15 protein-coding genes are annotated in these 19,753 nt (G+C 36.1%); 13 read left to right on the top strand and 2 right to left on the bottom strand.

Features of this window, described 5'->3' with window-relative positions; genetic code table 11:
* Window positions 1-229 precede the first annotated feature (229 nt).
* From AC5SR4_RS01970 to AC5SR4_RS01940, 7 genes are all read left to right on the top strand, one after another.
* Window positions 230-1,279 (top strand): interleukin-like EMT inducer domain-containing protein, encoded by a 1,050-nt coding sequence (locus AC5SR4_RS01970; protein ID WP_495357861.1) that lies wholly within the window; start codon window positions 230-232, stop codon window positions 1,277-1,279.
* 1 nt (window position 1,280) lies between these two features.
* Window positions 1,281-2,234, top strand: coding sequence for a hypothetical protein (locus AC5SR4_RS01965; RefSeq protein ID WP_495357860.1), 954 nt, complete (start codon window positions 1,281-1,283; stop codon window positions 2,232-2,234).
* 24 nt (window positions 2,235-2,258) lie between these two features.
* Window positions 2,259-5,531: an RHS repeat domain-containing protein gene (locus tag AC5SR4_RS01960; protein WP_495357859.1), complete on the top strand. Its 3,273-nt coding sequence runs from the start codon at window positions 2,259-2,261 to the stop codon at window positions 5,529-5,531.
* 40 nt (window positions 5,532-5,571) lie between these two features.
* Window positions 5,572-6,030 (top strand): hypothetical protein, encoded by a 459-nt coding sequence (locus AC5SR4_RS01955; protein ID WP_495357858.1) that lies wholly within the window; start codon window positions 5,572-5,574, stop codon window positions 6,028-6,030.
* Between the two features lie 12 nt (window positions 6,031-6,042).
* Entirely contained in the window at window positions 6,043-10,407 is a 4,365-nt protein-coding gene (locus AC5SR4_RS01950) for a DUF6443 domain-containing protein (protein ID WP_495357857.1), read from the top strand.
* Between the two features lie 19 nt (window positions 10,408-10,426).
* A complete protein-coding gene (locus AC5SR4_RS01945; RefSeq protein ID WP_495357856.1) occupies window positions 10,427-11,335 on the top strand; it encodes a hypothetical protein in 909 nt (302 codons plus the stop codon).
* 310 nt (window positions 11,336-11,645) lie between these two features.
* Window positions 11,646-12,287, top strand: a complete 642-nt coding sequence (locus tag AC5SR4_RS01940) for a hypothetical protein (protein WP_495357855.1) — start codon at window positions 11,646-11,648, stop codon at window positions 12,285-12,287.
* Between the two features lie 83 nt (window positions 12,288-12,370).
* On the opposite strand, the gene AC5SR4_RS01935 is transcribed toward AC5SR4_RS01940, so the two are convergent.
* On the bottom strand, window positions 12,371-12,682 hold the full coding sequence (locus AC5SR4_RS01935) for a helix-turn-helix domain-containing protein (RefSeq protein WP_495359145.1): 312 nt from the start codon (window positions 12,680-12,682) through the stop codon (window positions 12,371-12,373).
* A 31-nt stretch (window positions 12,683-12,713) separates the two neighbouring features.
* Between AC5SR4_RS01935 and AC5SR4_RS01930 the strand changes: the two genes are divergently transcribed.
* The 6 genes from AC5SR4_RS01930 to AC5SR4_RS01905 all read left to right on the top strand — a co-directional run bounded on the left by AC5SR4_RS01930 (window position 12,714) and on the right by AC5SR4_RS01905 (window position 18,497).
* Entirely contained in the window at window positions 12,714-12,929 is a 216-nt protein-coding gene (locus tag AC5SR4_RS01930; protein ID WP_495357854.1) for a hypothetical protein, read from the top strand.
* 1,040 nt (window positions 12,930-13,969) lie between these two features.
* On the top strand, window positions 13,970-15,091 hold the full coding sequence (locus AC5SR4_RS01925) for an RHS repeat domain-containing protein (RefSeq protein ID WP_495357853.1): 1,122 nt from the start codon (window positions 13,970-13,972) through the stop codon (window positions 15,089-15,091).
* Window positions 15,092-15,123: 32 nt separating this feature from the next.
* The gene (locus AC5SR4_RS01920) at window positions 15,124-15,498 is read left to right on the top strand and encodes a hypothetical protein (RefSeq protein WP_495357852.1); all 375 of its coding nucleotides are present in this window, start codon (window positions 15,124-15,126) and stop codon (window positions 15,496-15,498) included.
* Window positions 15,499-16,260: 762 nt separating this feature from the next.
* Window positions 16,261-17,394, top strand: coding sequence for an RHS repeat domain-containing protein (locus AC5SR4_RS01915; protein WP_495357851.1), 1,134 nt, complete (start codon window positions 16,261-16,263; stop codon window positions 17,392-17,394).
* 152 nt (window positions 17,395-17,546) lie between these two features.
* A complete protein-coding gene (locus tag AC5SR4_RS01910) occupies window positions 17,547-17,933 on the top strand; it encodes a hypothetical protein (protein ID WP_495357850.1) in 387 nt (128 codons plus the stop codon).
* Between the two features lie 141 nt (window positions 17,934-18,074).
* Window positions 18,075-18,497, top strand: a complete 423-nt coding sequence (locus tag AC5SR4_RS01905) for an RDD family protein (protein ID WP_495357849.1) — start codon at window positions 18,075-18,077, stop codon at window positions 18,495-18,497.
* 398 nt (window positions 18,498-18,895) lie between these two features.
* Here the strand turns inward: AC5SR4_RS01905 and AC5SR4_RS01900 are convergent, their stop codons facing one another.
* Entirely contained in the window at window positions 18,896-19,594 is a 699-nt protein-coding gene (locus AC5SR4_RS01900) for a DNA-binding domain-containing protein (RefSeq protein ID WP_495357848.1), read from the bottom strand.
* Window positions 19,595-19,753: the final 159 nt, after the last annotated feature.

Below are 19,753 nucleotides of genomic sequence, written 5' to 3'. Positions count from 1 at the left end.
AAAAATTTAATTAGGGTCACAATTTAAAAAAAAATACCTTACAAAAAGTAAGGTTTTCACTTCCTTTTGGTAAGGGTTTCACTTTTTTTTGAGATAAAAGAATTAGGTATGTAAATTAATGAAACTATAAGCTTACCAAATAAAAATGCCAACCCTTACTTTTTTTGCGGATAACCCTTACCAATAGTTAAAAAAAAAGTGCTAAAATTGAACATTAATTAAATCATACATGATGTTCAATAAAATAAAGACAGGTCCTTTTTTGCTATTATTTGCTTTATGCATAGTACAATTTATAAATGCCCAAACCAGTGTTTACATTAGAGGTACTGGATTAAATTCCAGTGCTAATAGGGTTGTTAAATTAGATAGTCAATACATAGTTAATGTTTCAGGTAGGGGGTTATGCTTAACTATCATAAATGCCAGTACACACCAACATATATCTTCTACAACCTATGATACCTATGGAAGTGCCACGGCTTCAGATAATTTAGCCATTGCCCTGAATAATTTACAAAGTGGGCAAATAGGTATCTTAACATCTTATGATGCATGGGAAAGTGGTGTTACTACAAATTTAAAAAATGCCTGTATGAGATTAGGGCTATTTAAATTAGGTGGCGGACTTGATTATAGTTCTAGAAGGGCTTATGCAGCAATATTTAGAGGATCGGGAAATTCAACAAATAATCAACAGCCCAATCATATAGCTTACGAAGTCATGCAATCAAATAGTGCAGGAGCAGAAAAAGCCATTATAGCTACTTGGCTAATTGAAGATGCATTTATAGGAAATAATTTAACGAATGCTTTAGTTTCAGCAGATGGTGCATATTCTGGAGCTACATTATTGGTAGATGACCTAGAAAATGTAGGCATCGGCACCACCACCCCCGACGAAAAACTGGCCGTTAACGGCAACATCCACACCAAGGAAGTCCGCGTGGATTTAACAGGTTGGAGCGACTTCGTGTTCCACAAAGATTATAACCTGCCCACATTACAGGAAGTAGAGCAACATATTCAAAACAAAGGGCATTTAAAGGATATTCCTTCGGCTGCAGAGGTAGCGGCGCATGGTATTTTATTGGGAGAGATGGACTCAAAATTGTTGCAGAAGATTGAGGAACTGACACTTTATGCTATTGAACAGCAAAAAGAACTAGAAAGTCAAAACAATAAAATAGAGCAACTAGAGAAAGAAAACAAAACGTTGAAGAAACTATCTAGTAGAGTATCAGAAATGGAAAAGTTACTAAACAAATTAACCAATTAAAATGAAAAGACAGATTTACATAATGTTATGTTGTGCATTTTTATCATTAAGTATGCATGCACAAACCAATACCTTTCCATCTTCTGGGAATGTAGGTATTGGGACCACTAACCCAAAAACATATCTTCAATTAAGCACTACTAATGCATATAGGGTTTTTTATGCATTAGGTTACGGTATTGCACCAAGATATTATAAACTTGGTACTATAGCTGATAACAATGGTGATTTTAGAGTAAGTGGTATTCTTGGCGGACATACAAACGGACAAGGAAAAGCAACCATAGATTTAAAATTTTCAATAAGGGATGGGTTTAAAGTATTAGGAAGTGTATATGGAGAAGTGGGAAGTGCTGCTGATATTGTTGTTTATGATGATGCTTCTAACAATAAATACATTGTATATCTAAAAATGGATGATTATGCATTAACTAATTTACAATTAGAAACTTCATCAGGCAGTGTAATAACCTATGACAATACTTATACCGAAGTAGATCCATCAGGTTCTTACGGGGCATCTTTATTTACTTTAAAAACTGATATTGGACAAATAATTAGAATTGATAATTCAGGTAGAATAGGCATCGGCACCACCACCCCCGACGAAAAACTGGCCGTAAACGGTAACATCCACACCAAAGAAGTTCGGGTAGATCTCACAGGTTGGAGCGACTTCGTGTTCCACAAAGATTATAACCTGCCCACATTACAGGAAGTAGAGCAACACATTAAAGGGCAAGGACATTTAAAGGATATTCCTTCGGCTGCTGAGGTAGCGGCGCATGGTATTTTATTGGGAGAGATGGACTCTAAACTGCTGCAGAAAATAGAAGAGCTCACACTATATACCATTCAACAAGATAAACAACTAAAAGAACAGACCTTAATAAATAAAGCATTGAGTGCACGTCTTAAAGAAGTTGAGACATTACTACTAAATCTAAAAAACTAAGAATTACAAATACTCACTAAAGTCATGAAATTATTAAAAAAGTCATTATTTAAAAAAGCAAGTTTGCTTGTTTTTATGCTGTTATCCATGACCATGTTTGGTCAGTTGGACAATACAGAAGTCATTCCACCATCACCAACAGCAGCTTCCTTAGGGCAATTTGGAGATATTCCCGTTGGATATTATACAGGTACACCCAACATTTCCATACCCCTGTACGAGGTTAAATCGGGCAGTCTAACCTTGCCTATAACCATGTCCTATCAATCCACAGGATTACGGGTAGCACAAGATGCCAGTTGGGTTGGTCTGGGATGGTCCTTATCAGCAGGGGGAGTCATTTCGCGTGTGGTTAGAGGGAATGATGATTTTAATACCGCAGGTCATTCAGGCTATCATCATGACCCAGTTTTACCAGCTTGGGATGATGAAAATCAATACATTTATACCTCAAATGGTGAGGCTTTTTTTGAGATAGATTTCATTATTCCTGAATCTACTACAGACTCATTAGCACTAGCAAACCTTGATTTTTTTCAAGGCTTGAGATATGGATATAGAGATGGAGAACCAGATATTTTCTCCTATAATTTTGGAGGGTATTCAGGGACTTTTGTAATTGATAAACAAGTAAATGGTTCAGGAGTATTTTGTTCAACTAGTAACAATTTAAAAATTGAGGGCAATTATTATCCCGTAACAAACAGTTTCACAATAACCACTCCAGATGGAAACGTCTACGTATTCGGTTCTACTTCACAGTCAAAAGAAGAAATACATAATAGATATAATAACAATAATATAAATCCATCAACAGTAGTAGGTCTGTCTGGTTTTTCTAGTGGTTCATCAGAACCCATTACTTCATGGTACTTAAATAGCATAACTTCCCCAACGGGCGATAAGATTGAATTCACTTATACTACAGGGCAGAGCCTTAGTTTAATAACAGAAAGCCATAAAAGGTACAAGCCTGTTTCAGGAACTTTTGCTACGGGCTCTGGCGGTGGGCCTACCATAACATCTCACTATTATGATAGTTTTAATAGGCGTCTTATATATGATGTTATTTTACAACAAATAAAATTCAAGAATGGTTATATCGATTTTGAAACTGGTGATAGATATGATATAGAACAGTCAACCAGTACAGGAGCCCCAATGCCACAAAAACTATCCGCGATAAAAATAAAGGATATATTAGGAAATGCTATAAAGGACATTAACCTGTCCCACAGTTATTTTAATAGCTCTGCAACCACTTATCATGGCAAACGTTTAAAATTGGATGCCATACAGTTAGATAACCCAGATAACAAATATACTTTTGACTACGAAAGTCCTAATGCACTACCAGATAAATATTCTAAGCAATACGACGAATGGGGCTATTACTCTACATTATTCACCGCCACAGGGAACGTACTTGATTTCCCTGATGAACGGAGTGATTATATTGGAGATGATATAACCACAGGTGTTTTAAAGTCAATCACTTACCCTACCAAAGGTAAAACAGAGTTTGAATATGAACCTCATGACTTAAATGGCGTTTTAAATTACACTACCCAAAATATAACAAATACAGCAACACTACAATATTTAGATTTGGGTAACCCACCTGATGATTATATTGAAGAACCTACAAAGACCTTTATCATTGATACGGCTCCACCAGGAAAAACAGTAGCATTAAGCTACCAATCAGATTTAAACGACCCCAATAATAAAGCGTTTTTAAGGAACAGTAATGGGTTGGCTATAAAAATATTATCTCCAGGCGATACCGAAAATGTTTTACTAACAGATGGCACCTATACTCTAGAAGTTAGAAACATACCTACGGGATATTATGGAACACTCCAAGCTTCATATACAGATTATATACCCAATTATAGTGCGGGCGGTAAGGGTAATGGCATTAGAATAAAAAATATAACCAGCAAAGATGCCAGTGGCACTGTGGTAGGATTAAAGCATTTTATATATACTGTAGATGGTACCGAAACTGGATTTTCATCTGGGTTGCTTTTGGCTAGGCCAGAATTTGAGTATACCAGACACATATCAGTGTCAGATGGTCCAAATTCAGGTTCGTCTGCCGATTATGATATAAAAAGTTCCAATTCATTAATACCGTCTGGATTCCATTCGCCACCCAATGTAGCAGGATACTCAAAAGTTACAGTTCAGGAAGGCTTAAATGGCGATATTGGTAGTACTACCTATGAATATTACAATGAAGATTATGACCATTACGACCATTATGGTTATGACGATGATTTTCCGGAGATGCCAAGGATTTTTGATACCAGAAATGGACAACTGCTGTCTGTTACCCAAAAAAATTCACAGGGCGATGTCATTAAAAAAACCGTTAATGCCTATGAGCTAAATGCGCAATCAACAGTAAAGGGGGTTAAATTTTATAACCCACCATTTAATGTATATGATTCTTTTAGCACAATAGATAATGTACGCTATTATGACAATTTTTCAGAATGGTGGGTTACCTCTTCAACAATCGAAACAACCTATGATGAAGATGGCAACAACCCCATTATCACTACTACCTATTACGATTACGAGAATACAGCCCATAAAAACGTAACCAAAATAACCACCACTAACAGCAAGGGTGAAACCATGATTACCACAAACACGTACCCACAGGATGTAACCTCTAATGATGAGACAAATTCCACAATCGTTTCAGGAATGGTAACAGACTATATTATTAGCCCCGTATTAAAAACCGAAACCACCCTGGGCGGTAATTTGGTACAGGGTAGTATAACCAATTATAAGGCAGCAGCAGGCACCTATTTGCCATCTAACGTCAAGAGCCTAAACCGTGGTACAACGAGCTATAAAACAAAATTGGAGTTTGAAAAATACGATGACGATGGGTATGGTAACCTTACCCAATATAAGCAAGCAGATGGCACCAGCGTAGTGTATTTGTGGGGCTATAACGATGCCTATCCCGTGGCAAAAGTGGAAAATGCAACAGAGACTTCTGTTTTAGCAACATTGACCAGTGCCGAACTATCCAATATTAAGAGCGGTTCATACAGCCAAGCCACTATGATTACTAAACTAAATGAAATAAGGACGGCATTGCCCAATGCCATGGTAACTACCTATACCTACAATCCACTCATAGGCATGACCAGCATGACCGATCCCAAGGGGTATACCATGTACTACGAGTACGATGTTTACAACCGCTTGGAGTACATAAAGGATGCCCAGGGAAAAATTCTGAGCAGGAACGAATACCATTATAAACAATAGTCCACAAAAACCATTAAGTCAATATAATAATATATACCAAATGAGACATCTATTAAACAGTACAGTCATAATATTCATGTTGGCCACAGTCCATTTAGCAGGGGCACAGCAAGGTACTAGCAATGCCGAAATGCTCTTGGGCACTTGGGCGTTGGATTTCAACAAGAGCATAGACAACATCCAGTCCCAATCCATGGCCTATTACAACAGCCTGGACAGTGCTAAGAAAAGCCGTATAAAGAACTCCTTCAGCAAGCGCAAGATTACGTTCATGGCCAACGGCACCTATATTCTTGAAATCAACCAGGAAAAAAGTGTACACGGTACCTGGCAGCTTTTAAGCGACCAAACCAGTCTTAATATAACCTTAGACAATGGTAGGGAATTGTCCCAGCGTATTGAGAGTATCAATACCACGGCACTGTGCCTTAACCTGGGGGGCAACCAATCGGCAAAAAGGCTCTTTGGCAAATGGTATTTAAAAAAGTCTAACAACTAAAAGCAAATGATCATGATACAGGTACAACCAAAATATAATGTTACCAAAACAAGCAAGTTAAAGCTGGCTATGGTATTTTTTGCTTTAGTATTGGGCATTGCCCAAATGCAGGCGCAGGATATAGAAATTACTGGCGATACAAGTGTAACGTATGGAGATTTAGAAATATATAATTTAAATACGATGGACCTATACAATTTAGGTCTAAATGACCCTGAGGATTTTGTTTCTTATGAATGGAATGCAAGTGCTCCCAATACATATCAGAATGAAACCTCAATTCATATACATTGGACTACTGTTGTAGGGAATACATATGTAGACTATGATGTTGAAACGATAGACGATTGGTATTATGGTAGTTTGCTCGTTAATGTAGCAGCTGTGCCTCCAGACACCCCTGCTGATCCAACCGTTCAAAGTATCTCGCCGGGGAGTATTACGTTGCAGAGAACTGGAACACCTCCCAGTGGTGTAACCTGGTATTGGCAGTCGAGTCCAACAGGTACCAGTGAATCCAACAGTAGTGCTACTATAAATATATCAGAGGGATATAGCATATATTATATTAGAGCAAAAAACACAAGTGGTCTTTGGAGTTCCGGAGTGGGTAGTGTTACTTTTAAAGTTCCCCCCGTGTTTAACCTTAGCGACCAAAACTACATCTATACCATTACTCCACAGGAAGCAGCTACCAGTATGTCGCAGCTTACCCAAGATGACGATAAAATAGAGGCCGTGACCTATTTTGATGGTCTGGGCAGGCCCATGCAAAGCGTGGGCATACGGGCAGGTGGCAATAGCGAGGATGTGGTGACCCATATTGGTTACGATGCCTATGGCAGACAGACCAAGGAGTATCTGCCCTATACGGCAGCCACCAACAATGGCCTGTACCGCACAGGTGCCGAAGCCGCTACCCTTAGTTTTTATGATGCCTCAACATATAATGCCGATTTCCCAGGCATGACCACGGCGAACATTAACCCATATTCTGAAAAGGAACTGGAAGATTCACCGCTGGGTAGGGTATTTGAGCAAGGTGCCCCGGGTAAAGATTGGAAATTGGGCGAAGGGCACGAGATAGCATTCAGTTATAAAACCAATACCAGTAACGAGGTCAATAAATATGAGGTGACCATCACCACATCGGCCCCAGACGGTATAACCGTGCTAACCCCATCATTAGAGCAAGTGGGTTTCTATGGCCCTAATACGCTGTACAAGACCGTTACCAAGGACGAGAACTGGACCAGTGGCAACAACCACACCACCGAAGAATTTAAGGACCAACAGGGGCGGGTGGTACTAAAGCGCACCTATGGCGATAGCGATATTAATATGGACGGCGATACCAACGATGCCGGAGAAACCGCTACACCACACGATACCTATTATATTTATGACGACTATGGAAATCTCACTTATGTATTGCCACCAAAAGGTGCCGATGACATTTATCCAGCCACCATCACATCGTCCGATGTTACGGCCTCGGGTAATAGCCTGGCATTTACAGCAACCAGTTCCATAACCCTTACCGAGGGCTTCCACGCCCAATCGGGCAGTACCTTTACAGCAGGCATAGCCACTAACAACCAGGCTTCCGTTCTGGAAAACCTGTGCTACCAATACCAGTACGATACCCAAGGGCGTTTAGTGGCAAAGAAAATACCGGGCAAGGGCACAGCATCCAGTTGGGAGGAAATCGTGTACAACAAGCTGGACCAGCCCATACTAACCCGCGACCCCAACTTAAAGGCCCAAAACAAATGGCTCTTTACCAAGTACGATGCCTTTGGCAGGGTGGCCTATACGGGCCTTATAAGCAGTAGCAGTTCCAGAACGGCCCTGCAGGATGATGCCAATAGTACCAGTGCCCAATATGTAACACAGAATAACACATCCTATGTAAGCCTTGGGGGCACCAATGTCTATTACAGTGGCGATAACACCGTATATCCTACCTCGGGTATCACAGAAATACACACCATTAACTATTACGACACGTACCATACTAATTTTGTGGGTGCAGGTGTTTCGGAATCGTCATATACTGTAACACCCATTACCAATGCCAAGGGATTAGGCACTTGCAGTAAAGTACGGGTTTTAAATTCCAGTCCGGTAAAATGGATTACCACCGTAAACTATTACGATAGCAAGTCAAGACCTATCTATGTATACAGTTTTAATGACTATTTAGGCACGATCGATAAAGTAAAGAGTGAGTTGGACTTTACGGGCAAGGTAATAGAGTCCACCACCACCCATAACAGGAGCAGTGCATCGGTATCTGTGAACACCACAGACAATTTTTACTACGACCATATAGGTAGGCTCACCAAGCAGACCCAGACCCTGGGGAGCAATACCGAGGTGATTGTAGAGAGCACCTATAATGATCTTGGGCAGTTAATTAATAAGGGGGTTGGGAATACCAATGGCAACAGCAGGTTGCAAACTGTGAATTACACCTATAATATTAGAGGCTGGCTCAAACAGATTAACACCCCCGCCAGTTTGGGCACCGATCTTTTTGCCTTTAAGATCAACTACAACACCACTGAAATGGGAGCCTCGGCCAACCCATTATACAACGGTAATATTAGCGAGACCATCTGGCGTACGGCCAATACCGATACCTATGGCACGCGTTTACGGGGCTACGCCTACCAATACGATGCGCTTAACCGCATAACGGACGGGCAGTTTAGGCGGGCCAATAGTGCCGGGAGCAGTTTTAGCGAGCAGACCGACGACTATAATGTTACAGGCATTGTTTACGACAAGAACGGGAACATAGACCGCCTTAACAGACGGGGTGTTAACGGTTCCAGCAGTATCGGTGATATGGACAAACTGGTTTACAGCTACTTCCCCAATACCAACCAAATCCAATCGGTAAATGAGGGATCTGGAGGCGCTACGGGCTACGGCTTTATAGATGGTAGTACTGCTTCACAAGAGTACTACTATGATGCCAATGGCAATATGACCAAGGATTTGAACAAGGGTATTTCGTCGAATATTACCTATAACCACTTAAATTTACCCACCTATGTGCCCTTGTCCGGTGGAAATATTTCCTATATTTACGATGCCGTTGGCACTAAGCTTAAGAAAATAGTAAGCAGTGGCAGTACAACGGAGTACGCAGGCAACTATGTGTACGAAAACGGTTCTTTGAAATTCTTTAACCACCCCGAGGGCTATGTAGATACCGAAAGCGGTTATAAGTATGTGTACCAATTTAAGGACCATTTGGGGAACATACGCTTATCTTACAAGAACGTTGGTACAAGTGGGTCTCCCAGTTTGCAGATACAGGAGGAGAATAATTATTATCCCTTTGGGTTAAAACATAGTGGATATAATGATGCACCAATATCTTCTAACATTGCACTTAAATGGAAATATAATGATGTGGAGTTTGAAAAGGCTTTAGGACTCAATCTTTATGAAATGGATGTACGTAGTTATGATCCTGCCATTGCTAGGTTTACTGGTATAGATCCTGTTACGCACTATAGTATGTCCCCTTATTTAGCTTTTGATGGAAATCCTATATTTTGGGCTGATCCTAGTGGAGCAGATTCATTTGGTGCTGACGGACTTACCGATGAGCAATGGATTGAACTTTCTAGACCAGGTGGTGGCGGTGTTGATGCCATGCAAGACCAAAGACAAGCTAATTTTTGGGAGAGTGTTGAGAATAGGAAAAATGCTTCTGTAACTACAGGAGAGTTAGAGCAAGGAGAAGCTGTGAGTGATGGACCATGTGATGAATGTGACATGAAGTTCCAGTTGGCACTAGCTGAGATAAAGAGAGATATAGCTATCAGGCAAGGCGCCAGTAACGATGAAATAAGAAGATTGTCTAGTATTGTACAACACAGAAAGACAATGCTCTCTGAACATAATGTCAAAGAATGGGTTGCACCTACCGATGGTCTTGGTATTGTCTTGCATTTTGGAACTTTAGGTATTTTGTCTGAATGGGGAGTAGGACTAAGCACCATAAGAAATATAAATAAATATGCTAAATATGGTTTTAAAGCTTTAGATAATATTGAAGATGTTAAGGGGTTAAGTGGTTTATACATTTTTGATGACGCAACTCGAGGGTTAAATCCATATGTGGGCATTTCTGAAAGCCTGTCAACAAGACTTACAACACATTATAAGGCTGGTAGGATTGGAGGACAGATTTATTATAAACCCTTAACTGGTTCAAGAACTTTTCTTGAAGCATCAGAAACTATTATGATAAATAATTTGGGAGGTTTAAGAGGAACTGCTAACTTGCGCCTACCAGTTAGCCTCTATAGAAATAGTAAGCTTGGTTTGGGAATTTCTAATTACATCCCTAAATAGCTTCGAAAATTATTACCATATGACAATATCATTGCCAAAGAGATATAAAGGTTTTTTAATAAGAGAAGATTCTAAAGCTTTAATAATTGAAGGGGATAGTTATAAGGATGCGATTAAATTCATGAATCGTCATAATTTCAAGCATTTAGAGATTAATCCTAACTATTATAAATATGATGACTTAAATTTTCTTCAAGATTTTGCTTTTTTAGAAGAGTTAACAGTATTAAACAAATCTATAAAAAGTATTTCTCCAATTCAAGATTTGGTTAATTTAAAAGGTATTTATATAGAGCATAAGGTTAAAGGTATTCTAAATTTTGAGAAATTTTCTAAATTAGAAAAGTGTTATTTTGTTTGGGGTATTGATGGAAGCGAAACTATTTTTAGTTCTTCTTCTTTGAAAATTTTGAGGGTTGACAATTATAATAAGCCTAATTTAATTGATTTCAATAAACTCAATAAACTGGTTGATTTTTCTCTATGCAATGGTAAAATTAAAAGTACTGAAGGTATTCAAAACTTATTTAGATTAATAAAATTAGATTTAACGGGTTGTTCTAACCTACAAGATATAGATAGTATTAGCTTTCTTGAAAGTTTAGAGTATTTAAGATTGGATTTTTGCAAGAAAATATATGGCTTAGAACCCGTGAAAGTTTTGACAAAACTTAAAACTCTTTCTTTTAATAGTATTGGAGAAGTCCCTACCATTGAGTTTTTTTATGAATTGTCAAGTTTGGAGGAATTATTTTTCACAGATAGTACTAATATATTAGATGGAAATTTAAATGTTTTAAAGTTTTTAAATCAAAAGAGAAATCTTAAGAATGTAATTTTCAAAAAAAGAAGGCATTATTCTCATAACTCTGAAGAATTAGGACGTAAGGTTCCTGATGTAGTTATGAATATATTTAAAAAGAAATAATTGAATAACACCCGCCAGCGCTCGTTTGCAACGAGTGCCGTACCGAGTAAGACAAGAAATTATAAACAACAAAGCTATCCTAAGCCATTAGGGTGGCTTTTTGTACTTTAGGCAGGCGTAAAAAGTATAAATTTATAACGTGTACAGCCTATAGTACCTTAAAAGAAAATAGAAAGCAATGACTTTTAAGGGTGTTTTAGAGAAGCACTCGTTGCAAACGAGCGCTAGCGCGGGGCAAGACCTCTGGGATATCATTGGAATGAGTTTGGTAAATATGTTCCTTATTTTGCTCCACAAAATTAGTTTTAAAATGAAAAAGAGTTTTATAATATTCAATGTTTCACTGATTGTATTGTTATCATCATGTATCAATAAAAATGAAAAGAGTGGAGATGTTAAAAAGTTAAATAGTCATGAAGAAAATAAGAATGTAATTGATACAACTTCACAAACTTCTAGTTTATTAGATAAAGATATAGATGTAAACTCTATAAAAAAACAAATGAATAGTTTTACATCAAGTTACTCTTCTAAAGGAGGAAATTATTATGATGAAAGTGAGATTGAGAAAAATGATTTTGTTGGGTTATACTATTTGATTATTAATAGCGAACAAAATATTGCAGATGTTATTATTGGTAAAATGATAGTTTTCAATTCTGAAAAACCATGGGTTTTTGAAAATACAACAGACAAATTTTTAGAAATAAACTTATGGAAAAAAGGAATATCCATATTTGATGATAAAATCGAAGTTGGAATTAGTAAAAGCAGTTTGCTATCTCATCTGGGAAATGATTATGAGGTTGTAGGTAATATAATTATATTTAAAGGTAAAAACCTTTTTGGTTTTTTTAGGCTAGATGGTGATAAGATAGATTACATCAAAGTAGGTAAGTACATTGATAAAATTGATTACGAAAGTGTAATTGATAAAATGACAGACTTTTAAATTCATTTAGGATAGAAAACCTACTATCTGAATTTACAACTTAGAACTGTTGAGAAACAGCAATCGGTTAAGATTGCTGTTTTTTATTTATACGCCAATTGCGTTTTATAGTCCCTGATATACGCATCAATCACCTTTAATAGCGAATCCTTGATATCATCGGGCATGGTATCTATGGCCTTAAAATAAGCCAGTAACTGGGTGTCCTTAATCACGTTATCATTATCCCCGCCCAACAAATAATCGGTAGTAACCTCTAGGGCATCCGCAATCTTCTTCAAGGTAATGGCAGAAGGCACTACCATGTTCTGCTCGTACTTCGATATATTTTTTTGGTGCGTCTCGGCACTATTGCCCAAATCCTGTTGGGACATCTTTTTCTTTTGCCTGCTAATCTTAATACGGGGGTGAGAAATTTTTGGAGCATTGGACTATTATGGTGCTGTAGAAAATACAGTTAAAGGTAATTATAATGAGGCAGCGGGAGATGGTATTAAGGCTATGGGCTCAACAGTTTCTAATTATGTTCCTATATTGGGGCCTTTGGTTTATGAAGCAACTTGGTCTTTTGGAGATAATTACTTAATAAAACAAGAATGGTATAATAGAGCTGTTTTTTGGGGTTCACTCAAAGGTTTATAGAGAAAGAGGATTAAAATATGGTTACATTGGAAGTAAAATTTTAGGTTATTAAGAGAGTTAAACTTTAAATATGAATATACTTACTAATTTTTATGATAGGCTATTTCTTCATTATTATAATCTTAAAAAAAATAGTGACGACACGCCTCAATATTTTCCAATTATAATTATCTCTATCGGGCAGACTGCAAACTTGATGATTTTAGTAGTTGTTCTGTATTATTTGTTGAAAATTGATTTTTCAAGTATACCCAAAACTTTTCTCATTGCTGATATATTAGTTTTGATATATAATTTTTATGTATATCAGATTAAAGACAGAAAAGAATTTATATTAGATAAGAGGATGCAATTATCTATGTGGTTTAAGGTTTTATCTTACTTTTATATTATAGCTTCTTTAGTATTTCCCTTATTATTAATTTATTTTTTTAATGAATATGGAAAGGTTTTTTGATATGAGAAACAAAGTATGTAATTCACTGAATAAATAGTACGGTTTTACAGAAGACCTAGATGGTAGTTGTATTAAGATTTTAATATATTGCAAAGAAAATGAGGGTGTCTAAAAAGTTTTTTCAAGTCCCTGAGAATCGCGTATTTGAAAAATTTCTCCGACACCTACCCAAATAAAAAAGAGGCTGTCTTGACTTTTCAGACAGCCTCATTTGGGTAATGTCCCAAACTGGCGCTTTTAAAAAATGGTTCAAACTGAACTCTCATAATCAGTAAATTATAAAACGATAAGCCTCTTTTTAGAGGCTTATTCTTGTTTATTAAAATATTAAAAACTTGTTAGAGGTTTTAAAACTCGGGGTTGTTAAAGCTTTATGTCCTAAATTGGAGCTTAAAAAATCTGCGACATTACCTAATAACAAATTTCCTATATTTACGATGCCGTTGGCACTAAGCTTAAGAAAATAGTAAGCAGTGGCAGCACAACGGAGTACGCGGGCAATTATGTGTACGTGGGCGGTTCTTTGAAATTCTATATACCAATTGTGCCTTAAAAGTACTCGTAAGGAAAACGGATAATTTTTGTGCCAGACGAAAAAGAAAATAGAAACATAGCCATAGCTACGTTGAGATTTTATTTTGAAGTATGGTGCAAAAAGAAACGTTTTAATAGAGTAGTTTTAAGGTACAAATGGTATTCCCATCCCGAGGGCTATGTAGATACCGAAAGCGGTTATAAGTATGTCTACCAATTTAAGGACCATTTAGGGAACATACGTGTATCCTACAAGAACGTTGGTACAAGTAGCTCTCCCAGTTTGCAGATACAGGAGGAGAATAATTACTATCCCTTTGGTCTTAAACATAGAGGGTATAACTCTAGTGGTACTTCAGGCATAGCTCTTAATTATAAATACCAAGGACAAGAGCTTAATGAAAGTTTAGGTTATGATATGTACGAGTTTGAGTTGAGACATTATGATGCTGCAATTGGAAGATTTGTTACTGCTGACCCTTATGAGCAATTTATGTCCCCTTATGTAGCTATGGGTAATAATCCTATAGTTTCGTTTGACCCAGATGGGGGTAAATGTTATGATTCAAATGGTAATGAAATTGCCTGTCCAGACGATGACATTTATGATGACTATAGAGGGGATGATAATGATATTTCAATAGCGGATGAAGTAACTGTAACAGCTGATTTAAGTGATATAGCAGATAAAAAAGCTAATGAAGCATACTGGGCTGAAATTAATAAATCAGCAGAAATACTAAATGCATTAGCAACACTTGACACTGGAAAAACATCACAAGGAAGAGCTGAAGAAAGAGAAAAAACCGAATCAGTTAATAATTTAGTATTATTCGGACCTGATGAACTTGTGGAACCTACACAACTAGTTTTTTGGCCTGCAGAGCTTATGGAAGGCGGCGGTTGGATGAAAGGAATTAATATTTTTCGTTGGGGTTCTAGAATTAAAGCTAGTAATCTCAAGGAGTTAAAATCTTTAATTAAACAGTTATCAAAACCAGGATCAGAATTAACTGCTAAAGAGTTAAAAAAACTAGAAAAACTAGTTAATCAGTATGGAGGAAAAATTAGAAAAGACTTGAATCCTGTCAAAGGAAAAATCAAAAAACCACATGTTCAAGTGGAAGGTTTAGGTAAAAGTATTGAAAGTCGACATATATGGCTAAAATAGGATATTAAATAGAATTGGTAATAAATGTTATTATGTTAGAATATAAGTTTTTGGAATCATTTTTTGATTTGTTTGAAGCTAAAGTTGATATTGTTAAACATGAAAAAAATTTAGTGGAGGGTAATTTGAGATGGGAAGATGAAGATGAACAACAAAAGTTTAAATGGGTTAATGAATTTGACAAAGAAAAGCTTTTAATTACAAAAAACTTATGTATTTTTTTATTACAAAACAATATAACTCATGGTGATAATATTATTGTCTCTGAAAATGATTTAATTGAAATGTTATTAGCTTCAAATTGGAGTAAAGAAGAAGCATATGCCAGTATTGATGCATTAATGTCATTAGAAATCAAAATGATAGATAATGATGAGGAAACAGATTCTTTTTATATTCACTTTTGACGGTAATGTCGGTGATGTCCTAAATTGGAGCTTTTAAAAAAAGTTTCAAACTAAACTCTCGTAATCAGTAAATTAAAAAATGATAAGCCTCTTAATTGGGGCTTATTGTTTTTTTAAGAGCTATAAATTAGAAAGGCATATTGAATTCTATAGATACCAATTGTGCAATTAAGAAATTTGTGATAATATTATCATAATTATAATAATGCTACCCCATACTAAAAATTTTATAACACTATCATCTAGCCTTTGAGGTCCTTGAAGCATTTTTTGAAAGGTCTTATCGTTTAATCTCAACTCTTTAATAGTTTCATCATCAATCTTCTTTTTGTGCTTAGAATAACAACTATCACATAAGTTTTTATGTTGTTTTAATTCTAATTGGTTCCGCAGGGTAATGTCCCAAACTGGCGCTTTTAAAAAATGGTTCAAACTGAACTCTCATAATCAGTAAATTATAAAACGATAAGCCTCTTTTTAGAGGCTTATTTTTGTTCATTAAAATATTAAAAACTTGTTAGAGGTTTTAAAACCTGGGGTTGTTAAAGCTTAATGTCCTAAATTGGAGCTTAAAAAATCTGCGACATTACCTAATAACAAATTTCCTATATTTACGATGCCGTTGGCACTAAGCTTAAGAAAATAGTAAGCAGTGGCAGCACAACGGAGTACGCGGGCAATTATGTGTACGTGGGCGGTTCTTTGAAATTCTATATACCAATTGTGCCTTAAAAGTACTCGTAAGGAAAACGGATAATTTTTGTGCCAGACGAAAAAGAAAATAGAAACATAGCCATAGCTACGTTGAGATTTTATTTTGAAGTATGGTGCAAAAAGAAACGTTTTAATAGAGTAGTTTTAAGGTACAAATGGTATTCCCATCCTGAGGGCTATGTAGATACCGAAAGCGGTTATAAGTATGTGTACCAATTTAAGGACCATTTGGGGAACATACGCTTATCTTACAAGAATGTTGGTACGAGTGGGTCTCCCAGTTTGCAGATACAGGAGGAGAATAATTATTATCCTTTTGGGTTAAAACATAGTGGATATAATGATGCACCAATATCTTCTAACATTGCACTTAAATGGAAATATAATGATGTGGAGTTTGAAAAGGCTTTAGGACTCAATCTTTATGAAATGGATGTACGTAGTTATGATCCTGCTATTGCTAGGTTTACTGCTATAGATCCTGTTACGCACCATAGTATGTCCCCTTATTTAGCTTTTGATGGTAATCCTGTTTATTGGGCAGACCCCAGTGGAGCAGATGCTATTAATGGAGAGCAAGTTGGTGCTGATGGATTAACTAATTCTCAATGGATGGAGCTATCTAGACCTGGAGGAGGTGGTTTTGATGCTATGAGGGAACAAAGAAATGCTAATACAGCTTATTTGAATGAGCAGAGAAGAAATGTAAGTGTTGAAGTAGGACCTTTGCAAGATAGCTGTGATGATTGTATAGATCCATATAGTCTTCATAAAAATCTTATTCAAGTATTACCAGCGATAGATGGAGATTTTTGGGATTGGTTCTTTACTTTTTTAGATGGTACTACCAGTAGAACTATAAATATTGGAGGGCGTAATTTATATGTAGATAATGATGGCTACCTTACACATGATAATTTTCTTGCTAAAACTGAAATTCCTTTTATATTTACCCTAATAACTCCTGGAGCAGGAGGCTTTAGGTTTGCTTCTGAAGCAAGAGGTTTCGTGCATTATGCAAAACATGTGAAGAACTTAAAGTATATATGGAAAAGTAAATCTTGGAAAGTAATCACAAATGGGGGAAGTTTATCGGGAGAATTTGCAAGTTACTCTGCATATTTGAAAGGAGCTCAAAATTTTTTTAGTAGTAATCCAGTTCTAGTTTTCTTACCTATATAAATAAACAAGGTACAATATTTAAATTGAATTTAGAGACTGGACATTTTGGTGTTGCAAACAGTAGTGGGATAATACAAACTTTTTATAAAGTTGAGACACAGGGACAAAAAGCATTAAAATACTTTATTAATCAAGTCCAAAAATATTAATTTATGAGTACGGAAAAGATAATGAAAAACCTTAACATTAGAAGTTCATTTAAATCTTGTAAAGATTTATTAGATTCATGGAAGGATGTTGTCGATGAATGTAATGATGAGTACAATCAAAGTATTCATGAGTTAGATTATGATTTAATTGTAAGAGGTGAGATTCAGAAGTTATTGGAAGACAATGATTTTAAAAGGCTAGATATAGCTAGGAGCTTTTCATCAAAGGTTTATGAATTAGATAATTCTTTTGTAAAGACACTTTTATTTTTAGATGAAGACATAAATAAGCCTTTTTGGGAAAGAAAATTTATTTTAAAAAAAGGAGGTAGTTATTATAGAAATAGTATTCCTGAAAATTACAGGGAAAGGGGGCATGATTCAAAATAGTGGGTGCCATATATTTATCATAGAAATCGGGGGAAGTTTCAAGAACTAAAATGGGATTCAATATTGGTGCTGATTTTGCATTTTTCGCAGGAGCAGAAGTAAATTTAAAAGCAGGTTTCTATTTCTCAAAATCGAATAGTAATGATTAATTTAGAAATTTTAAAAAGCTATTATTTTAGAAGAGGTTTGGCATTTTGCATAGACAGTTTAATTATAACTTTTATAGTTATGTTATACTTATTTACTATTGATTCAAAAGGACCTTCTGTTGAGTGTGATAACTTTTTTTGTTGGAATACAAAAAGAGTTATTGCTTTTCAAATATTATTTTATTCTACTTACTTTTTTTTAATGGAGTATTTTTTCATGAAAACGTTAGGAAAAAAAATACTTAAGTTGGAAGTGATTCAAGTTTCAAAAGACAGCTCGTTATTTAAAAATATTCTTTTGAGAACTTTACTAACGCTGATTCCTTTTGAACCTATTTCAATTTTCCTTAATGAAAGAAATTTGATGTGGCATGATAAATTTTCTAATACGAAGGTGATAATAAGAAAGGATTAAAACTAGTGTAAAAGATGTCAGCTCTTAGAAGTTTGCAACTTTGCATCATAATAAAGGAAAGCAATAATAACAAGAAGCCACAATGTAAAAGTTGTGGTTTTTTTTGCTTTAAAGCAACATCAACTTGCCCAGACGGTTTTTGCAACTTGCAGAAACGAACAACTCAACCTTACCTACCGGACAACTCAACCTTACCTACTGGGTAGGTCAACCCTTAGTACTGAATAGGTAAGGTTGAGTTGGTGGCCCGGTAAACTTGCATAAATGGTCTGGGCAAGTTGAGGTGTTCTACATCTTGTTTTAAATACCGTTTATCGGGTATTTTTATAAAAAAACGGTCTGGGCAACAACCCAAACCGCTAAAACCATAAAAATTGTATTTACTTAGTTATATAGGGTTAAACAACCTCTAAGGTGTCGTTTAAGGTTCCAATACGTAGGTTGGCATTAATGCCATAGGCCTTCCGGACCTCTAATGTATAGGTGCCCGATACCAACTCGGTAGGGATGTTAAACATAAGGGTGCCTTCTGTTCTGGTAGCAAGAATGCTAACGGGAATGGCACTACCACCTGCTGTGGGAACAAAAAATATACCTTCGTTAACATTTTCAGAATTAAATTTAAGTTCCTCACCTAAAATTTTACCAATACCGCCTGGGGTTACCAGGCTATCTGTAGTACTGGAATTAATATCAGTATATTGAATTAGTGTAGGCGTTGGGGCTTCGCTTAAAATTTTCTCTACCTTAGCCACCTTTAACTTTGAAGCTATTAAAGTACCGCCAGCTACAATGGCTTTTTTTACATGCCTATTAGGATCAAAACCATCAGCAGCATTGGTAAATACGCCCTTAATGCCTGCACGCATGGTAAACAATGGCAAATTAACGGCATTACCGTTAGCGACTTCGTCACTAATCACGTCAAAGAGCAAGGTTGCTGCTCCATTTAGGTCTGTTTCAGTTAGACTACTACCACGCTTTAGCGCACGTTTTACAATATCGGCCTGTTCTAAAGTCGTGTTTATTTGTACACGAGCCGAATGATCATTAGGATCTGGGGTTACAGCATTGGGCTGTAAATAATACTTAATCATTTCTTTATAAATTTTAAAATTATTATTAATGTGTAATAATTTTCATGGTTTAATGTAGTTCAAACTTAAAAATAAATATTGACATATTAATACAAAAAAACACAAAATTATCAATTATTTTACATGTATTTTATAAATAATTCATTTTCAGTATCTAAA

The organism is Aestuariibaculum scopimerae (genome assembly GCF_059428085.1).
Note: the sequence above shows the minus strand (reverse complement) of the source record. Positions and strands in the feature narration are given on the sequence as shown.